Consider the following 16,348-nt stretch of genomic DNA (forward strand, 5'->3'; position numbering starts at 1 on the left):
ATATTGCAAGAGATAGAATGCTCTTGCAGTGAGGCAATAAAATGAATGAAGATGAATTATTAAAAAAACTAACAATCATTTTTATAATGGTTGAAATAATTGAAAAGATTTTAAATATTTTAAAATAAATCTTTTCTTTTATTTTTTGAGTAATTTATCTATAAATGAGGTATACTATGGAAAATAAAAAAAGTAACAGTACACCACTTACTAATAAAGTACTGTTAGTATTAATCGGATTATATGGGCTTTATGTATTATATGAAACCCATATAAATAACAGCCCTGCGTTTTATAGCTATGCTACATTAACTTTATTCGCAATAGCGACCCAGGTGCTTTATAAAAAATAATTCTTTAACTTTTTAGGGATAAAATGGAAAAAAAGAAGAGTATGAAAGGGATAACTAATTTAGATAAAATTAGAATGAAAGAAGAGAAAAAAGAGGCAATATATAACCTTATTAAACTATATAATACAAAACATAAAATTCCATTAACAATTTATCAAATTACATTAATCACTGAAATCCCTTTTAATACTGTAAAAAGTTATCTTAGGGAACTGGTTCAGGAAAATAAATTAACTATTGAAAAGAAAAGTTACTATTTCATTGTAAAAGAATAAAAATAAAAAATATATTTAAGAGATAAAAATCTCTTGCAGTGAGGTAGTATATTCTATATTCCTTTTTTTATAAATAATTAATCATATAATTTAGTTATTTATTTTTTAATATTCTTAGATATGTTGTCCAAATGTTGATTTGTTATTTTCAAGTTGTCGTTAATTTTACCCATTTGATTTTTCGTAGATTTGGAACTAGAAATATCAATATAAGACTTTAATTCACATAAATCTAATTCCATATATTTAAGAATTTCCTCCCCAAAACTATTTTTATAATTTATATTAAATTTAAAAAGTATATCATAAATAATATCCTGATAATCCTTTGTATTTATGATAAATAATAATTTCCGTTGATTAGGTGCTAAAAAATTAATTTTTTTAGAAAATATGGGGAGTTCAGAAATAATATTTCCAATACTATCTTCCAGGGTATTATTTTCATCGTCTGCAAATGTAATTTCAACATCTTTTGCAATACCCTGACCAATATTTTCAAGGTAAAAACTTACAAAATTAAACGTTTCACCATGTGCTAAATATATTATTAATTCTGGTTTTTGTAGTTCTTTTCTTTGCAATTCTAATTCTTCACGCTGTTTTTTAGCCTCATTAAGCATATCTATTTCTATTTGTTGTTGTTTTGACATTTCGTTAATTACAGCCCCTGCAAAAAACATTGCGCCGAAAGTTCCAAATGCAGCAATTGTTGTTGTAAGGTTTGAATAATATATTGATTCACTATATGATTTAGTAAAAAATACGCTATAATACGCATATAAAACTGCAAGAACTATCATAACATTTACAAATATAATAAGGTCGTTTTTATATAGTTCTTTGAAATTAAAACGGCGTGCATACATATATAAGCCCAAAAAAACGGTTAAAATAATTATTTCTACTATCATATATTACTCACCATTGATATTTGAAAAAATAAAAAATTAAAATATTAAATCCAACCGGTAAATGATGAACCAAAACCATTACTTTGTTTAGGTTGAGAATTCTGTTTTTTTGGATTATTTATAACAGTGATAATATCTACATATTTAGAACCATTTTTTAAAGGTCTTAAAGCATATTTTAAATCATCTACTTTTGATTCGTTTGTTTCGCCTACAAGTACGATAATAACGCCTTCTCGATAATCCCCTAAGTATCTACTAACTTGACCGATTAACCTATCGTTTTTAGCCTTCGTGTTTAAATCCTTTTTTAATTCGATACCGACGTGTTGCTCAACTGCAATGTCACATAAGTTCCTACCTGCTTCCATTCTTACTGACATGTTGCGAGTTTCAGAGTAAAACATTCCACCCCTGGATGAATTTAAATTTCTTTTTAGATATTTATATAAATCTTCTTGATATCCCTTTTCAGACCTGTATTTCTTAGCGGGGGTCCATCGTTTTATTTCATTGAAAACGTCATTATAATATCCGTTATTACTGCCAAAACTAAACATATTACCACTTATAAAAATCCTTTTGGTTTTTTCCGTCCATCACCAGTTATCATTTTATTCATCATCCCATTAATCGTTTTAGGACCTTTAGAAGGTTTACCTGTTATAAACTCCGATAGAGTTTCAGGTCTTTTAGTGGTTTTCTTTGTAGTCTTTTTAGCCGTAGTTTTCTTAGCTTTTGCCATTTTATCCCCTCTTTTAATTTTAATTATTTTTAAGATATATTAATGGAAAAATAAGGTAGTTGCTACGTGATATACCACATATACTCCAACTAATATGGATATTGTAGTTACTATGATATTATTAATTTTATTTTGCATATTATCCCCCAATAATAAAAAAATATTTTTAATAAAAAATAACTATAATTTAGGTTTTTTTCTTCCGTCACCAGTTAATAATTTGTTTCTATATCCTTTCGCTGTTTTAGGCCCATCTAATGGACTTTTAGGTTTTTTTATAGTAGGTCTTTTAGGTTCTTTCATTTTATCCCCTCTTTTAATCCATAAATAATAAAAAAGTGTTGTAACATATATTAATTAATTTCGAAATAATCCCAATAGAAAGAGTTTTATATAATAAGTTAGAATTAAAAATATAATGAGGATAGGAACCCAACAATTAGCAATAAAAAATATTTAAAATTTAAATTAAGATTTATAAAAAAGATGAAATTATTTTTTTACATTTATGTTTTTAGAGTTTGTAACAATTATACTTTCAGTTCCTACGTTATTATATGAATTTGAAATAGAACTATTTTTATTATCTGATAAATCGTCATCATCAGCGTTTGAAACGGCTATTTTTATATCTTGATTATCATCCAATAGCTCGCCAATTTCATAAAGTTTAAGTGCAGTTTTACCTTTTTTAGTTAATTTAAAATATGAATAGGGCATACTATCGCCTTTTAATATTCTTCTTTTAGATAGTATGCCATCTTTAACCAATAATGAAAGTACTTTACTTAGATTACTTCCATCTACCCCCAATAATTCCTGAATTTGCCCCCAATACATTTCTTCATTATCATTTATTAAATATAAAATTTCTTTGACACTTTTTTTAGTCAATATTTTTAATAACAAATCAATCCCTCAAATAATCCTTAATACTATATTTTTCGTACTAATAATATTTAACAAATTATTGTTATTTTAATCAATTCATTTGATTATTTAACAATTAATGGTATTTTTTAGAAAGTTATATATAGGACGTATAATTAAACATATAATTAGTGGTAAAATATAACCATTAATTTGTTAAAAATAACAAATATATAAAAGGTGAAAAAATGGCAAGTACATCAAAAATTGATGCTAACGTTTACTGGGGAGTAATTGCTCAACACGGTAATTCTGCAAGATTTTCAATGCCAAAATCTGAAATTGATAAAGAAGCGATTTTAATCGTATTACCTGATAATCAATACCTTAAAGATAGAATTATCGAGTCTTTAGTTGAAAAAGAACCCGAAGAGGCTTAAAATGGTAATAATAACAAAAGAGAGACTTATAAAACCAAGGGGCAACGGGGCAGAAATTGCAGTATCTCGTAAGCATTTGGGTAAATTAGGTATCGGAATCATATTAGAAGATGAAAACGAACTTAAAAAGTTAAAAAATGACTTAATAAACTTAGGTTATGAATTGGAGGTTTAAAATGATAAAACGATATAAAGTAATAGAAGGTTCGGAATCTCAAAAATTGCTAACTGAGTATATAGCTAAAAAGTTACAAATTAGGCAAGAAGTTGAAGATTTTATACGGAAATATTTGCCCAATATTGATTTAAAAAATGTCGATATGATGGTAAATGATTTTACGAATACTTTTTCAGTATATGCATTATATATCAATCCTCACGGTGCAAAACCAGACGGTTGGGCAAGATATGAAAATACTTACTGCATAAGACCTTCAAAATTCAACACTAAAATGTATGACGAATGGTGCAAAATACCGAGAATTACTCAGAAAGATATTAATGAATTAACCGAAAAATTAGGAATTCATTTAGAGATGACCAGTAACTTTGGTTATAAATCTAACTCAAAAAATGAAGTCGTTGAGATTATTGTATCAACAAACGATGTAAATAATAGCGATTTTATTTTAGAGGCTTAATATGATTTACACAACTAAATTACCTGATGGAACTTATCGAATTGAAGGATTTATGTTTGATTGTGGAATCGTTGCAGATGTTGAAGCTACAATTGAAGATGAAGAAATTACCAAAATGGACGTTTTAGACATTATTGGTTGGGACGAGTGGGACGAACCAAGAAATATAAGAGCTATTGATTTAGAAGGGTATGACCTTCTTGAATTATAAAAAGGGTGGGAAAATGATTATAGATACTGAAATAGAGTATACAGAATCGGAACAGGATTTTATAGATTATTTAGATTTAGAAGATGATGAAGATTACAAAGAATTTCAAGAAAGCGTTAAAGAAACGATAAAAAGGGAAATATTTACCCAATATTCAAAAGAAGAACTTAAAATATTTGATATTATTGTTTCAAAACGTGATATACTCATTAAAGCAGATAAAAAGTTACAATTAGCTAATAGAGTAACGAAATAATCGAGGGAATATAATATGGACGAAAACGGGATGTATTATAAGATTATCTATGCAATAATAATCATAATAATAGGAGGAGCTTTTGGAGCAGCTATTATAAAAGTTGGAGGATGCTTATTAGAGATGTCAACTGAGATGTCAAATCCTGAAGTAAGAGAAAATATATCTAAAAATTTAGAAGCACAACAATTAGAATATGAAAAGCAATATGATTTCGAAGATTATTATGAAAAATCACAATATCGGACAAGAGACGGTTGTCAATACTACGTTTTACATTATAAACCCACTAATCAATCATATGTCGTGATAAATGGGATGAGAAGCTTAGCAATGGCAGAGATAAATAATTGAATTATAAAAAGGTGAGAAAAATGAGTAATTGGTTTAAATTAGAAAAAGGTAGTACACAATACGCTACAGCAAAGGAATATTTACAGATTAAAGGAAACATTGAAGAAAAAGCGTGTGAATATACTGAAAAATATATTGAAACTGATGGAGCTTGGTATTATAAAACTTGGGGATTAGCATTGTGGATTACTGGAGTTTGTGCTGAGGAAACACCTGCTAATCACATCCTTGTTGACGGTGAATATAGACCAGTAGAAGGTACAGATTGCTACAACGAATTTGAAGAAATACCATCTATATCTATAGAAAAAATGCATGAAATACAAGACGGTTTAAATATCTCTAAACATGTTGTTTATAAACCAGGATTTAAGCAAAAGGAAGATGAAATTTACATTAAAATAGACCCTCAGTATTTGGCATCAAAAGATGGATACGAGAATATAACTGAATAATTAATTAAAATTTACAAAAATTAACAATTTATTAATATATTTTTTTAATCTTGGGAGATAGTATGAAAGAGGTAAAACGATTAATTGCATTCAATAGAAACGAACAGTATAATATCGAGGAATACGTGGAAAGATACAAATATGAACGTGAACTTGATGGAATTGCTAAAAGCACACTTCAAATCGATGTAACTAAACTAAAAGTATTCCTTAGGTATTGTAACTTAACATTAAAACGAAAACCTGAAAATCTAACAAAATTAGATTTTGGAAAGTTCTTTATGTATTTATCAAATGAACGAAAGATTGCTAAAAATACAGAAATAAGGTATTATAACCTTTTAGTGATGTTTTACAAAGTTATGAAGTTTGATAACTTTGAAGAATTTGAAACAGAGTGTAAAGAACGTAAACGGTTTAAAAAGTTCGATAAGAAGCATTACGATTATGTAACTACTCAAGATATGGACTTAATATTCCAAAAACTCTATAATAAAAATAATTACACCCAGGATAGGGATGCAGTTCTTCTAAGAACTTTATGGGATACTGGATGCAGAGTTTCAGAAATTCTCAATAGTAGACTGAAAGATTACGATAGTAAAAATGGAGTAATTGTAATAACTAAATCCAAGAACTACACCGAAAGAAGGGTAATATTAGCAAATGATACCAAAGAAGCTTTAAACTATATTATTACAAAGAATAGAAATAAAAATGATAATGATTACTTATTTCAGAAGCTTAACGGTGAGCAAATAAATAGAAATGCAATATATCGAGTTTTTAACGCTTGTGTTAAAGAATTAAAAGCAGAAGGTAAACTTGCTAAAAATAGAAGAATTGTTTTACATTCCATAAGACATGGTTGTTGTGTAAATCTACTAACGAAAGGGGTTAATTTAGATGAAGTAAGTAGGTATATGGGTCATAATAGGGTAGAAACGACTATGATTTACGCACACAATCGAGAAAGGACAAATGAAAGCTTAAATAATATAAAAAATATTCTATAGGGGTAATATGGGTAAAAAAGAAAGAAAAATAGAATTAAGCAGTACAGTTAATGTATTCTTCAGGTCTGTGTTTGATGTAGCATCTAAAAATATAGATGAAGATAAGTTTATAGAACTTAGAGCGTTTAATAGCAATGGTAAACCAGTTCAAAAATATTTTAAATATCCTAATGAATTACCAAAGTTTTTAGCGGAAAGTGTTACACTTAATAATTTAATGAGTGTATATTATGGTATTGGATTGAGAAAAGAACATAAAGGTACTAAGGACGCTACATTTGATAATATATCCATAATACCTATTGATATAGATGTTTTAAAGGATGTTTTAGGCTACGGAGACCCTTCAAAAGATGAAAAGTTTTTAGAAAAAGATATAACTAAAATAACAGATTTAGAAGCTCACAAGTTAGTTGAAGATTATTATAAAAATTTAAATTTACCCCTGAAGCCAACTTTCTCATTCTTTACAGGTCACGGAATACAATTATATTATTTATTAGATTATCCAATAGGAGAAAAAGGATTATTAGAGTTTAAAAAACTCATTGAATTTGACAATAAAAATAATAAAGTTGTAAATGGAGATTCTAACATTTATGATTTAGCAAGAGTTTTAAGAATCCCATTTAGCGATAATAAGAAATTTATCACTAAAAAAGGACGAGTTTTAGAAATAAACGATGTTAAATATGATTATAATGCTGTTATTAATCAGTTTAAGAATTATGTAAATTATAAAGATAAGATTTTAAAGGAAGACTACGAAGAAAAGGATTTTAAATCTATCGAGGAAATAAACTGGGATTATGTACCACCTTGTGTTAAAAAAGCTTTGGAGCTTAGAAAAAAAGGAGAAGCTAACCGAGATATACAATTATTTTTAAGAGCTTTCTTTATGAAGGTCTTCAATCAAGATGAAGGAGAAGACGTTTCAAAGACTTTAAGCATATTTAAAGAGTACTCAAATAACTTTAATGAAGAATTGACCTTAAGAAGCTTAGAAGAGTGGTTCAATAGTAGACGAGCTCCAACAAATTGTATGAATTGTCCAATACAAGAATGTAGTTCTTGCTGGTTAGCAAATAAGAAAAAAGGTAATCCTCTTAAAGCATATTATATTAAAAAAATAAATACTGAAGAAAAGAGCGTCGATGAATTAGAAGCTTTAATGTTGGGAAACGTTGGTAAGTTAGAAATGGAATGCTTCAGAGGAATTTACAATATTAACAAAGAAACTGAGAGAAGAACCAATAGTGATGGTGAAGAAATAGTAAGAACAAGGTCATTAGCTTACTTTACAACACCGAAGTTAGTAAATAAACAATTCTTTGATTTACATGATGTACTGAAGGGAAAAGAGTTGGAAATAAATAAGGAATTTATAGACATTTTTGACGATTACGCATTTTATGATTTTGTTGAAGTTGCAAAAAGTGGAAATGGTGGACATCAAAAATATCTTTATGAGTACGATTTAATATATAAGTGGATTCTTAAAAAGTTTGAAGTTGACGAATGTAAGAAAGTAACTAAAGCATGGGGATATTATAATAAAGATACAATAATACTGCCACCAGAATGGGAACTACCAAGAGATACACCACAAGTATATTATAAAAAAGACTTCAAAGAGTTATTTAAAATTAAATACACAGATGATGACGTTAAAGACATAATAAAACATTTGAAATGTTATCTACAAGATGATGTTTCAAAATGGATTTTAGAATACACTATGGCTTCAGTATTTAGATATTATTTCATATCCAACAAAAGGTTAGATATGTTCCCCAATCTAATTGTGACAGGTCTACACGCACAAGGTAAATCTGCAAGAGTTAGATTATTATTTAGTAAATTATTATTAAATTCAGAAAATCAATATGGGGAAACAGTTGTGCAAGGGTCACCGATAAGATTAGAAGGTGAACAGTGGATAAATGTACCAATGCTATACGACGAATTAAAAGAAATTCCTAAGAGATTGGAAGGAATACTGAAGAGAATAGGGACGGGTGTATCAGACATTGGTCATCGATATAAAAGAGATGGGAGTTGGAACGGGACATCGATAATTAGACCAATTATGATAACGACAAATGACTTGTCAATAAAAGATATAGCATTGATATCAAGATGTATCATAATCGATATAGATAACATAAAAACAGTGAATACAGTTGATGAATATAGATATCTTGATGACAAAATACATATTTTAGGTAGATGGATTTATGATAATTTAGGAATGATTGGCGAGCAAATCGAGAATTTAGAATTTAGCGGAGATAGGGAAAAAGCTAAAGAAAATGTAATTAAAATAGGTAGGGCAATTTTAGGAGCAATATTTGCATACTTTGAAGAATCCTACGTACCAAGTTCAGACTATCCGGTTGAAGACTATTCAGCAGTTAACACCCCCGATAAAACTATTAGAAAATGTATTATAGAAAGTGTAAGAAGAACTGTAAGAATAACTTTAGAAGGAAGAACTTATGATATTTATGATTTAATATATGAAGCAAATCCTGGAATTGAAGAAAGTTTATATAAAATGCTAAGGTCACATGGGTTAGATGTGAAAATTCAAGATGATATGGCTTATCTAATCGTGACAAAAGATGCTTATGATATTTTAGATATCGATAAATACAACGTTGCTGAAGTTGGTAAACTAAAAGCCTATTGGGAGTATAAAACTACTGCAATAAGAGGACGGGGAAAAGTAAAAGCAATATGGATGCCCCTACAGAAAATAGAGAAGAAAAATGAATATACTGAAGATATTAAAATAAATTACAATGACAATACTGCAGTAGTATATGAAACAATTTTAGAAAATGTAGATGAAAATGACAATGTGAAAATAGATATTATTATAGAAAAAGTAAAAGAATATATTCAGATTGAAGATAATGAAGTATTACTTGCAATAAAGAACCTGAACTATAAAAGTTATATCTCACAACCAAGAGTTGGAGAAGTTCACGTGTGCATCAAATAATTATTTATTTTTTTTAAAAAAATAATATATCCATACATCTGAATGTGTTCGATATAATAGAGTACTTTTAGAGAATATACTGAAGTTCCAAGTTACCTCAAGTTACCATAAAATAGCTAAAAAAATATTTTTTTCAAAAAGTCAAAAATTCCAGGTTACCAGGTTACCATTTATACTATATTATTATATTATTAATATATTAATTATATCTCTATTATATGTCCTTATTTTGGTAACCTGAAAGGTAACCTGAAAGGTAACTTACCAAGTTACCTTTTTACTTTTCGTCATACTAATCGTTAATTATTAACATTTATTATTATTTCTGTTAATAATATTATTATAGGAGTATGCAAGAAAAGTGGTAACTTCGCCAAGTTACCTTTCAGGTTACCATTTTATTTTTTATTTTACGCTTATTTTTATGATTACTCTTCTATATGCCTTCCTTTTTGAGTATTACTTTTTTGGTAACTTGGTAACCTGAGATTTTATACACACAAACATTTTGCAGATGCAAAAATTACACTTTTGAAGTAAATTCTCCAGCCAATATTACAATATATTATTTTTTCTTTTAAGACATAAAAGTGAGAACTTCGTCTTAATCCCGTTGCACTGTCGTGAACTTTTCCGAAAACGAAAATTATAAAATGCCTTTTAAATCCAATAATAACCTTAATAAATGCTTGATTCTTATAAGAAAAACGGAATAGTTGCAAAAATTATCCCGTTAATTTCTTAAAAATCGTAAAAATTTAAACTTCAAAAAATCCTTTAAAACAGAATATACGCGGAGACCGCGATTTGAACGCGGGTTGAGCAGAGCTCAACGGGATTAGCAGTCCCGCGCCGTACCAGGCTGGGCCATCTCCGCACAGTATAATTAATAGTTGACTCCAATTAGTCACAAATATAGGATGGTGATTCTACTATATAAACATTTCGGTTAAATTTATAAATTTAGATTTTTAAAGATTCAATACACGATAGAATAAAAATTTAAAAGAAAAAGTTAAATTTAAAATTATTTATTATTTATTTTTAAATCTGGATACAGAATATAGTATTAAAAATAAAATTACGCCTATTATAATTATATAAGATTGGTAATCTTGGAAATTATACATATTTATTAATAATTTAGGAAATCCTGTGACTATAAGCAAAAAATATATCAAATATTTCGATAATTTGTACATGTTGTTATTTTTGACATTTTTTACATCATTGTAGTCATTTTTATTACTTTTTTTATCATCACTAATATTATATTTATAATTTTCATGTAAAATACATAAAATACTGAATAAAAATATAAATTGACCAAGTAGTGCTACAAAAAATCTTAAATCTAGCCCCAAAATTTCATATATTGATAAATATGAATAAAAATCATAATACGCTATTAAACCCAATAAAAACCCTAGTGGTAATAATATATAGCTTTTATAGGTATATAATGGCTTTATATTGCGCTTAATATAATTTCCAGATATTGTAAAATAAAAATCTACAATTGCAAAAAGCAAAAGTCCAATAATCATAAAACTTGAAATATATTCCATAATTCCCCTCAAAAAATTTTTATCAAAAAGATTATTAATTACTAATATATTTTTCTTATTTTTTATTAGTATCATATTGCCCTATTGGTGGAGTGTAATATAGAATAATTTATATAATATGTAAAATAATATGTAAAATAATATGTAAAATAATATGTAAAATAATATTGAAATAATGAAAATACCTTTAATTTATAAAGTAATAATTCATGGAAATCAAAAACAATAAGTGATTAGATGCCTGATAAAGAAGTAAAAACCGTTGAAGATATGATATATTACCAATACGCCAAAATAATGGCCAAAAGTGCCTCTAGAAATGGTAAAAAAATGGGTTATGGTTTTATAAAGACTAAATTTAGGAATTTGAAGAGTGGTAAAATTTCATGGTCTAGTATTATGAGGGAGGACTTACAATTTGTAGAATCTGAAAAGAAGTGTATTTATTGCGGTTGCACCGAAAATCTAACTAAAGACCATATTATTCCTAAATCGCTTAAGGTAAATGAGAGATGTAAAGATTGCGATAATATCCAAGGTATTCATAACATAATTTGGGCTTGTAAATCTTGCAATAGTAAAAAAGGTAAACGAGGACTTTATGAGGTATATAATCGAATTTATCCCGAAGATGATAAATTTTTCGATAAAATTCCTTCTTTGGTAGAAAAAAAATATTTAAAACTAGTATATAGATGTTGTAGTTGTGCTAACAAGTTAGATTGCGAAATTGACCCAAAAGAGGGTTCAGTATTAGATATAGATTGCTGTTTAAAAGAATTTAAATAAAATAGGGTAAAAATTATAGTTATTAATATACATTAATACAAAATAATGTTACAATTATTGATAATAATCTAAAATTTCTTTATTTGATTCGAAAAGGAAATAATCTAAAATTTCTAAACCATTACCGTAATTCACTGCTTTTGGGTGAATTGATAAAGTAAATTGTTTATTTTCCTTCAAACTAGTTTTATAATCAATCAATGAAATATTCTTTACCTTTTCAGTACAATTTTCCGGAGTATACCAAGTATATTCTTTATTAGTAATTATAACTTTTTCAATGTCTTTATTTATTTTAGGTTTTAATATATAAGAATTCACAATTATTGTAAAGTTTCTTTTTAAAAAGTTATTTTCCGAATCCTTGGATAATATATATCTCGGAGTAATAACGTAATTTATCTTTTTTGTATTAAAACCACAGTTTTCTAAGATTTTAAGGGATTTATCAGTCTTTTCATTCGCTATAGCCTCACTACAATTGTATTCGCCACCAATATGGTCATAACCGTGATATTGGATGTGATATCCCCTATCATTTAATTCGTGTAGATATTCTACGAATTTGGGATAATCCGACAGATTATTATCGCCTGCGTGGTTAGTTATAACAAATAAATAAGTTCTAGTAGAATAATGATTATTATCTAAAACTTCTATTATTTCTTCCATTTCTTCGAAATAGACTGGACTTACATCATGTACCAAAACTATGGGTGTTGAAGCGCTATAGATTTGCTTATCATTGGATACATATTTTAAAGGGTCATATTTTGTATGAAATGTATTAAAAAACATTAAGGTGGTAATTAATACCAAAAATAACAATATTATACAATATTTAGACGATAATTTAAATTTGGATTCGTTAGATTCGTTAGATTCAGTGGATTCTTTCGATTTTTTAGAGTTTTTTATTTCTTTCATAGTACACCATTATTTTAATATAATATAAAGGACTATTATGTTAAAATTAGTATAAAAATATATACGCATTGAATTAATAAAAAGATAAAAAAGATGTAAATGTGTTATAAATGTTATTTAATGATTATTTAATGATTATTTAATGTTTACTTTCGTTTTTTGGATGCTTAACACAGCATACTAAGCGGAATATGATATCAACAGTAAATACAATTAATAACAAAATGGCAAACAATAGCGCAGATATTTCTGTTTCAAGGTATTTGGCAACCAACCAAGCTATTAAAAGCACAGAAAGAAGCCCAATTACTCTTGCGTAGTGTGATTTATCTATTTTGTTCATAATACCCCCTTTATTTCCTGTAATTAAATTATATTTATTATCATATATATAGTTAAATTATTAAATATATGGATATATAAAAACTAAAACGATAATAAATCTAAAAATAAAATATAAAATAAAATAAAATAAAATATAATAAAATATAATAAATATATGATGGAAAATTATTCCATATAAATTGCTATTTTGTAAGGAATTGCAAATTTCTTTTTATTCATAACATCTTCACCATTTACGATAATTTCAGCGTCAAATTCTGAAGATAAGAATTCTTTTGCATTTTCAAGTATTTCTTCTTCATTAATTGTATTTTTAACACCGATTTTCATAAATTCATTAATGAGTTTTACAACTGCTTTTCCTTGTTGTTTAAACTCTACATTTTGCATTACAAGTGGAATAATCTGTTTAACGTTTTTATCCTGGTTATCGTGCATAAATTCCATTAAATTATATTTCCAGTCATCCGCGGTATATACATATATTTTAGATGGCTGAATTTTTGCAACTGATAATATACTTCTTGTATCTTCCATTGTAGACTTAATAAATTCTTCTCCACGTTCTAAATCATTATTAAGGAATTCTTGTTTAATGATTGGGAATTTTTCGAGAGATACAAATCCTTCGTAGCCTAATTCTTGCCAAATTTCTTCGCATAAGTGAGGGGTTACAGGCATTAAAAGTTTATTCCATACTACGATTACTTCTCTAAGTACGCTTTTATTTTCCCCACCTCTTCTCTTGTACCATCTTAAGTCGTTCATCAATTCATAGAATAAAATGCTAATTTTTCTAAGTTGGAAATCGGTGTAGGCTTCATCTGCAATACTAACTGCATTGTAAAGTTTATGCAATAACCACATATCAATCCTTGATAATTTGGTTTCTTCAACTCTAGTATTTACTTCTTTTAAATCTAAAGCCATTTCGTAGAATTTTGTTAAATTATCTCTTGCTTTTTCCATTTCTTTAAATTTAATATCTGCGTCTTGTGGCAATTCTGCGCAAGTCGTTATGTAGAATCTACCAACGTCAGCACCATATTTCTCAGCAACTTCCATGACTGGTAAAACTGGCCCTTTTGACTTGGATAGTTTCTTACCCTCAATTGTAACGTAACCGTTTACCTCAATTCCTCTTGGCCATAAACCTTTATTCTGTTCTCCGAATATTGCAGCGTGGTTGAATATCATAAAGGTCAAATGGTTAGGGACAAGGTCTTTTGCGGAACATCTCCAATCTAACGGGTAGAAATAAAGGAATTCTCTTCTCATATCAATTATTGTTTCTTTTGATATGTTTGTAAGTTCTGAAACACTTTCAATGTCACCTTTTCCTAAAAATACGTAATCGAATAATTCAGGCTTTAATTGCTCTGTTGAGATATTTTGAACGTTTATAAATCTTGCAATCGTATAGTAAGCCATGTAAATAGTACTATCGGATAAACTTTCAATCATCCATTCTTTATCAAATGGTAATCTTGTACCTAAACCTTTTCTTCTTGCACAAGCCTTATCTTTCATCCAGTCAACTTTATTGTGGAATTCTTGCCTAAAACTTTCAGGTTTAAAGTTCATATCGTCAATACATTCGTGAGCTAGTCTCTTCCATTCATCGTCTGAGTAAGTAATGAACCATTGACCTTTAACGGTTTTTATGATACATTTTTGACCACATCTACATACAACATTTTGTTCTGAAAACTCGTACATCACTTCGGCGAGTCCATTTGCGATATGGTCTTTTGTTAATTTTTCCTTAATGTCTTTTACAGGAATTCCTTCGTAGATTCCACAGTTTTCGTTTAATTTTCCTTTGTGGAATTCATCTTTATAAATTTTACTCGTAGCTTGCTCTAATAATTCATCGTCTTCTTGGTTTTTAATTCCTAATTTTTCAACGATTTCTTTTGCAGGGAATTTTCCATAACCATCGACACTAACAAGACCAATTAAACTTACTTTTCCGTTTTCTTCATCACCCGGAACTTCGGCAATTGCGTCTAAGTCTTTTAATGCGATGTAATCGTAAGGAGCGTGAGCAGGTACGCTCATAACGCAACCGGTACCGATACCCATTTCTACAAAATCCGCAGGGAATAAAGGAACCATTTTTTGAGAAACTGGGTTTTTAAGCATTACTTTATTATCTATAAGCTCATTACCTTTCATTTCTTTAATTATATCAATTTTTTTATCTTGTTCTGATAATTTATAAGCACATTCTTTGCCCATTATCCAGTAGCCATTGAATTGTGTGTTTATTTCTTCGCTATCCATTTTTTGGATTTCGTCGTAAACTTCAGCGAGTACGTATGTTTCATTAGGGTTTACCCACGCGTTAGTAACTCCGAATACGGTTTCAGGCCTAAGGGTAGCCATTGGTACGATACATTCTTTGTCATCGTATTTGGTTGTAAATTTGATGAGCGTGTATTCTACGGTTGTAGCTTCCTCGCCGTGTAATAAATCATGGTCTTCAACCGGGTTATCACAGTTAGGGCAGTATCTAACAGGGTGAGAACCTTTTGAGATGTATCCTTTTTCTTTTAAGGTATAAAATTGCCATTCGATGAATTTAGAAAATACTTTGTCATCAGTCTTGAAATTTCTTCTCCAATCTAAAGAGAAACCCATTTTCTTAAAAGCTTCGGTTGCTTTTTCTGAAAAACAATTTACGATATTTTGAGGCGTATTTAATTCTAAAAGCTCGTCCATAGGTATTTTGTGGAGATTGTTGTATGCCCAAACGGTGTGCTCGTTTCTGTTTTTGATTAATTCTGCAAGTCCTAATATTGGGGTTCCCGTAACGTGATATCCGAATGTCCAAAGTACGTTTTTACCCTTCATTCTGTTGTATCTTGCGAGTGTTTCCGGAATAGTAAATGTTCTTAAGTGTCCTGCGTGTAATACCCCATTTAAGTATGGAAATGCGGCGGTTATAAAGAATTTTTCTTTTGAAGGATTCCCATCTGTGTCTGCGTATTTATTGTATTCTGTTTCAAATATTTTATTATCTTCCCAGATTTTTTGCCATTTGTCAGCAATTTCTGTAAAATTTAACTCTTTTCTGTCTTTTGTATTGGTTTTTTCCGTATTCAAAATTTCACCATAATAAACATTTGATAAAAATAATAAATGATATTTTAGTATAATGATATGAATAATTCCGATAA

The 16,348-nt window shown here is 28.3% G+C and carries 20 protein-coding genes and 1 tRNA gene; 12 read left to right on the forward strand and 9 right to left on the reverse strand.

All coding sequences use genetic code 11. The features are described from left to right. Window positions 1-376: 376 nt before the first annotated feature. The gene (locus tag M2325_RS03540) at window positions 377-628 is read left to right on the forward strand and encodes a hypothetical protein (RefSeq protein ID WP_259051211.1); all 252 of its coding nucleotides are present in this window, start codon (window positions 377-379) and stop codon (window positions 626-628) included. Window positions 629-726: 98 nt separating this feature from the next. On the opposite strand, the gene M2325_RS03545 is transcribed toward M2325_RS03540, so the two are convergent. The 5 genes from M2325_RS03545 to M2325_RS03565 all read right to left on the reverse strand — a co-directional run bounded on the left by M2325_RS03545 (window position 727) and on the right by M2325_RS03565 (window position 3,196). Continuing rightward, the gene (locus M2325_RS03545) at window positions 727-1,542 is read right to left on the reverse strand and encodes a DUF8453 domain-containing protein (RefSeq protein ID WP_259051213.1); all 816 of its coding nucleotides are present in this window, start codon (window positions 1,540-1,542) and stop codon (window positions 727-729) included. A gap of 44 nt (window positions 1,543-1,586) precedes the next feature. Further along, the gene (locus M2325_RS03550) at window positions 1,587-2,102 is read right to left on the reverse strand and encodes a hypothetical protein (protein WP_259051215.1); all 516 of its coding nucleotides are present in this window, start codon (window positions 2,100-2,102) and stop codon (window positions 1,587-1,589) included. Between the two features lie 8 nt (window positions 2,103-2,110). Then, on the reverse strand, window positions 2,111-2,287 hold the full coding sequence (locus M2325_RS03555; protein ID WP_259051217.1) for a hypothetical protein: 177 nt from the start codon (window positions 2,285-2,287) through the stop codon (window positions 2,111-2,113). Between the two features lie 180 nt (window positions 2,288-2,467). Beyond that, a complete protein-coding gene (locus tag M2325_RS03560) occupies window positions 2,468-2,590 on the reverse strand; it encodes a hypothetical protein (RefSeq protein ID WP_259051225.1) in 123 nt (40 codons plus the stop codon). A 189-nt stretch (window positions 2,591-2,779) separates the two neighbouring features. Continuing rightward, complete coding sequence (locus tag M2325_RS03565) at window positions 2,780-3,196, reverse strand: helix-turn-helix domain-containing protein (protein ID WP_259051226.1); 417 nt, start codon at window positions 3,194-3,196, stop codon at window positions 2,780-2,782. 209 nt (window positions 3,197-3,405) lie between these two features. On the opposite strand from M2325_RS03565, the gene M2325_RS03570 reads away from it, so the two are divergent. The 9 genes from M2325_RS03570 (at window position 3,406) to M2325_RS03610 (ending at window position 9,537) form a co-directional block, all read left to right on the forward strand. Then, on the forward strand, window positions 3,406-3,597 hold the full coding sequence (locus tag M2325_RS03570) for a DUF2080 family transposase-associated protein (protein ID WP_013179865.1): 192 nt from the start codon (window positions 3,406-3,408) through the stop codon (window positions 3,595-3,597). Window position 3,598: 1 nt separating this feature from the next. Continuing rightward, a complete protein-coding gene (locus M2325_RS03575) occupies window positions 3,599-3,772 on the forward strand; it encodes a DUF2080 family transposase-associated protein (RefSeq protein ID WP_259051228.1) in 174 nt (57 codons plus the stop codon). Window position 3,773: 1 nt separating this feature from the next. Then, entirely contained in the window at window positions 3,774-4,238 is a 465-nt protein-coding gene (locus M2325_RS03580) for a hypothetical protein (RefSeq protein ID WP_259051230.1), read from the forward strand. A 1-nt stretch (window position 4,239) separates the two neighbouring features. Beyond that, window positions 4,240-4,449: a hypothetical protein gene (locus M2325_RS03585; protein ID WP_259051231.1), complete on the forward strand. Its 210-nt coding sequence runs from the start codon at window positions 4,240-4,242 to the stop codon at window positions 4,447-4,449. Between the two features lie 13 nt (window positions 4,450-4,462). Continuing rightward, window positions 4,463-4,705, forward strand: coding sequence for a hypothetical protein (locus M2325_RS03590; protein WP_259051233.1), 243 nt, complete (start codon window positions 4,463-4,465; stop codon window positions 4,703-4,705). Window positions 4,706-4,720: 15 nt separating this feature from the next. Then, complete coding sequence (locus M2325_RS03595; RefSeq protein ID WP_209631918.1) at window positions 4,721-5,059, forward strand: hypothetical protein; 339 nt, start codon at window positions 4,721-4,723, stop codon at window positions 5,057-5,059. 20 nt (window positions 5,060-5,079) lie between these two features. Continuing rightward, window positions 5,080-5,514, forward strand: coding sequence for a hypothetical protein (locus M2325_RS03600; protein ID WP_259051235.1), 435 nt, complete (start codon window positions 5,080-5,082; stop codon window positions 5,512-5,514). A 62-nt stretch (window positions 5,515-5,576) separates the two neighbouring features. Beyond that, entirely contained in the window at window positions 5,577-6,530 is a 954-nt protein-coding gene (locus M2325_RS03605) for a tyrosine-type recombinase/integrase (protein WP_013179859.1), read from the forward strand. A gap of 7 nt (window positions 6,531-6,537) precedes the next feature. Further along, the gene (locus M2325_RS03610) at window positions 6,538-9,537 is read left to right on the forward strand and encodes a hypothetical protein (protein ID WP_259051237.1); all 3,000 of its coding nucleotides are present in this window, start codon (window positions 6,538-6,540) and stop codon (window positions 9,535-9,537) included. Between the two features lie 491 nt (window positions 9,538-10,028). Here M2325_RS03610 and M2325_RS03615 read toward each other — a convergent pair whose 3' ends face one another. After that, window positions 10,029-10,259, reverse strand: a complete 231-nt coding sequence (locus M2325_RS03615; RefSeq protein WP_259051240.1) for a hypothetical protein — start codon at window positions 10,257-10,259, stop codon at window positions 10,029-10,031. 70 nt (window positions 10,260-10,329) lie between these two features. After that, window positions 10,330-10,414 (reverse strand) — tRNA-Ser (locus tag M2325_RS03620). A 928-nt stretch (window positions 10,415-11,342) separates the two neighbouring features. On the opposite strand from M2325_RS03620, the gene M2325_RS03625 reads away from it, so the two are divergent. Continuing rightward, window positions 11,343-11,894, forward strand: a complete 552-nt coding sequence (locus M2325_RS03625; protein WP_259051248.1) for an HNH endonuclease — start codon at window positions 11,343-11,345, stop codon at window positions 11,892-11,894. 54 nt (window positions 11,895-11,948) lie between these two features. Here the strand turns inward: M2325_RS03625 and M2325_RS03630 are convergent, their stop codons facing one another. Next, entirely contained in the window at window positions 11,949-12,821 is an 873-nt protein-coding gene (locus M2325_RS03630) for a DUF2334 domain-containing protein (protein WP_259051250.1), read from the reverse strand. Between the two features lie 191 nt (window positions 12,822-13,012). Between M2325_RS03630 and M2325_RS03635 the strand changes: the two genes are divergently transcribed. Further along, on the forward strand, window positions 13,013-13,141 hold the full coding sequence (locus tag M2325_RS03635) for a hypothetical protein (RefSeq protein WP_259051252.1): 129 nt from the start codon (window positions 13,013-13,015) through the stop codon (window positions 13,139-13,141). Window positions 13,142-13,331: 190 nt separating this feature from the next. Here the strand turns inward: M2325_RS03635 and leuS are convergent, their stop codons facing one another. Next, complete coding sequence (gene leuS / locus M2325_RS03640) at window positions 13,332-16,277, reverse strand: leucine--tRNA ligase (protein ID WP_209631954.1); 2,946 nt, start codon at window positions 16,275-16,277, stop codon at window positions 13,332-13,334. Window positions 16,278-16,348: the final 71 nt, after the last annotated feature.

The sequence above is a fragment of the Methanococcus voltae PS genome, from assembly GCF_024807035.1.
GTDB classification, from domain to species: domain Archaea; phylum AGJL01; class Methanococci; order Methanococcales; family Methanococcaceae; genus Methanococcus; species Methanococcus voltae.

What these genes read in the sequence shown, in the direction of transcription:
- M2325_RS03540 (WP_259051211.1), top strand. Translation starts at nt 377, where the DNA reads ATGGAAAAAAAGAAGAGTATGAAAGGGATAACTAATTTAGATAAAATT.
- M2325_RS03545 (WP_259051213.1), bottom strand. Translation starts at nt 1,542, where the DNA reads ATGATAGTAGAAATAATTATTTTAACCGTTTTTTTGGGCTTATATATG.
- M2325_RS03550 (WP_259051215.1), bottom strand. Translation starts at nt 2,102, where the DNA reads ATGTTTAGTTTTGGCAGTAATAACGGATATTATAATGACGTTTTCAAT.
- M2325_RS03555 (WP_259051217.1), bottom strand. Translation starts at nt 2,287, where the DNA reads ATGGCAAAAGCTAAGAAAACTACGGCTAAAAAGACTACAAAGAAAACC.
- M2325_RS03560 (WP_259051225.1), bottom strand. Translation starts at nt 2,590, where the DNA reads ATGAAAGAACCTAAAAGACCTACTATAAAAAAACCTAAAAGTCCATTA.
- M2325_RS03570 (WP_013179865.1), top strand. Translation starts at nt 3,406, where the DNA reads ATGGCAAGTACATCAAAAATTGATGCTAACGTTTACTGGGGAGTAATT.
- M2325_RS03575 (WP_259051228.1), top strand. Translation starts at nt 3,599, where the DNA reads ATGGTAATAATAACAAAAGAGAGACTTATAAAACCAAGGGGCAACGGG.
- M2325_RS03580 (WP_259051230.1), top strand. Translation starts at nt 3,774, where the DNA reads ATGATAAAACGATATAAAGTAATAGAAGGTTCGGAATCTCAAAAATTG.
- M2325_RS03585 (WP_259051231.1), top strand. Translation starts at nt 4,240, where the DNA reads ATGATTTACACAACTAAATTACCTGATGGAACTTATCGAATTGAAGGA.
- M2325_RS03590 (WP_259051233.1), top strand. Translation starts at nt 4,463, where the DNA reads ATGATTATAGATACTGAAATAGAGTATACAGAATCGGAACAGGATTTT.
- M2325_RS03595 (WP_209631918.1), top strand. Translation starts at nt 4,721, where the DNA reads ATGGACGAAAACGGGATGTATTATAAGATTATCTATGCAATAATAATC.
- M2325_RS03600 (WP_259051235.1), top strand. Translation starts at nt 5,080, where the DNA reads ATGAGTAATTGGTTTAAATTAGAAAAAGGTAGTACACAATACGCTACA.
- M2325_RS03605 (WP_013179859.1), top strand. Translation starts at nt 5,577, where the DNA reads ATGAAAGAGGTAAAACGATTAATTGCATTCAATAGAAACGAACAGTAT.
- M2325_RS03610 (WP_259051237.1), top strand. Translation starts at nt 6,538, where the DNA reads ATGGGTAAAAAAGAAAGAAAAATAGAATTAAGCAGTACAGTTAATGTA.
- M2325_RS03625 (WP_259051248.1), top strand. Translation starts at nt 11,343, where the DNA reads ATGCCTGATAAAGAAGTAAAAACCGTTGAAGATATGATATATTACCAA.
- M2325_RS03630 (WP_259051250.1), bottom strand. Translation starts at nt 12,821, where the DNA reads ATGAAAGAAATAAAAAACTCTAAAAAATCGAAAGAATCCACTGAATCT.
- M2325_RS03635 (WP_259051252.1), top strand. Translation starts at nt 13,013, where the DNA reads ATGATATCAACAGTAAATACAATTAATAACAAAATGGCAAACAATAGC.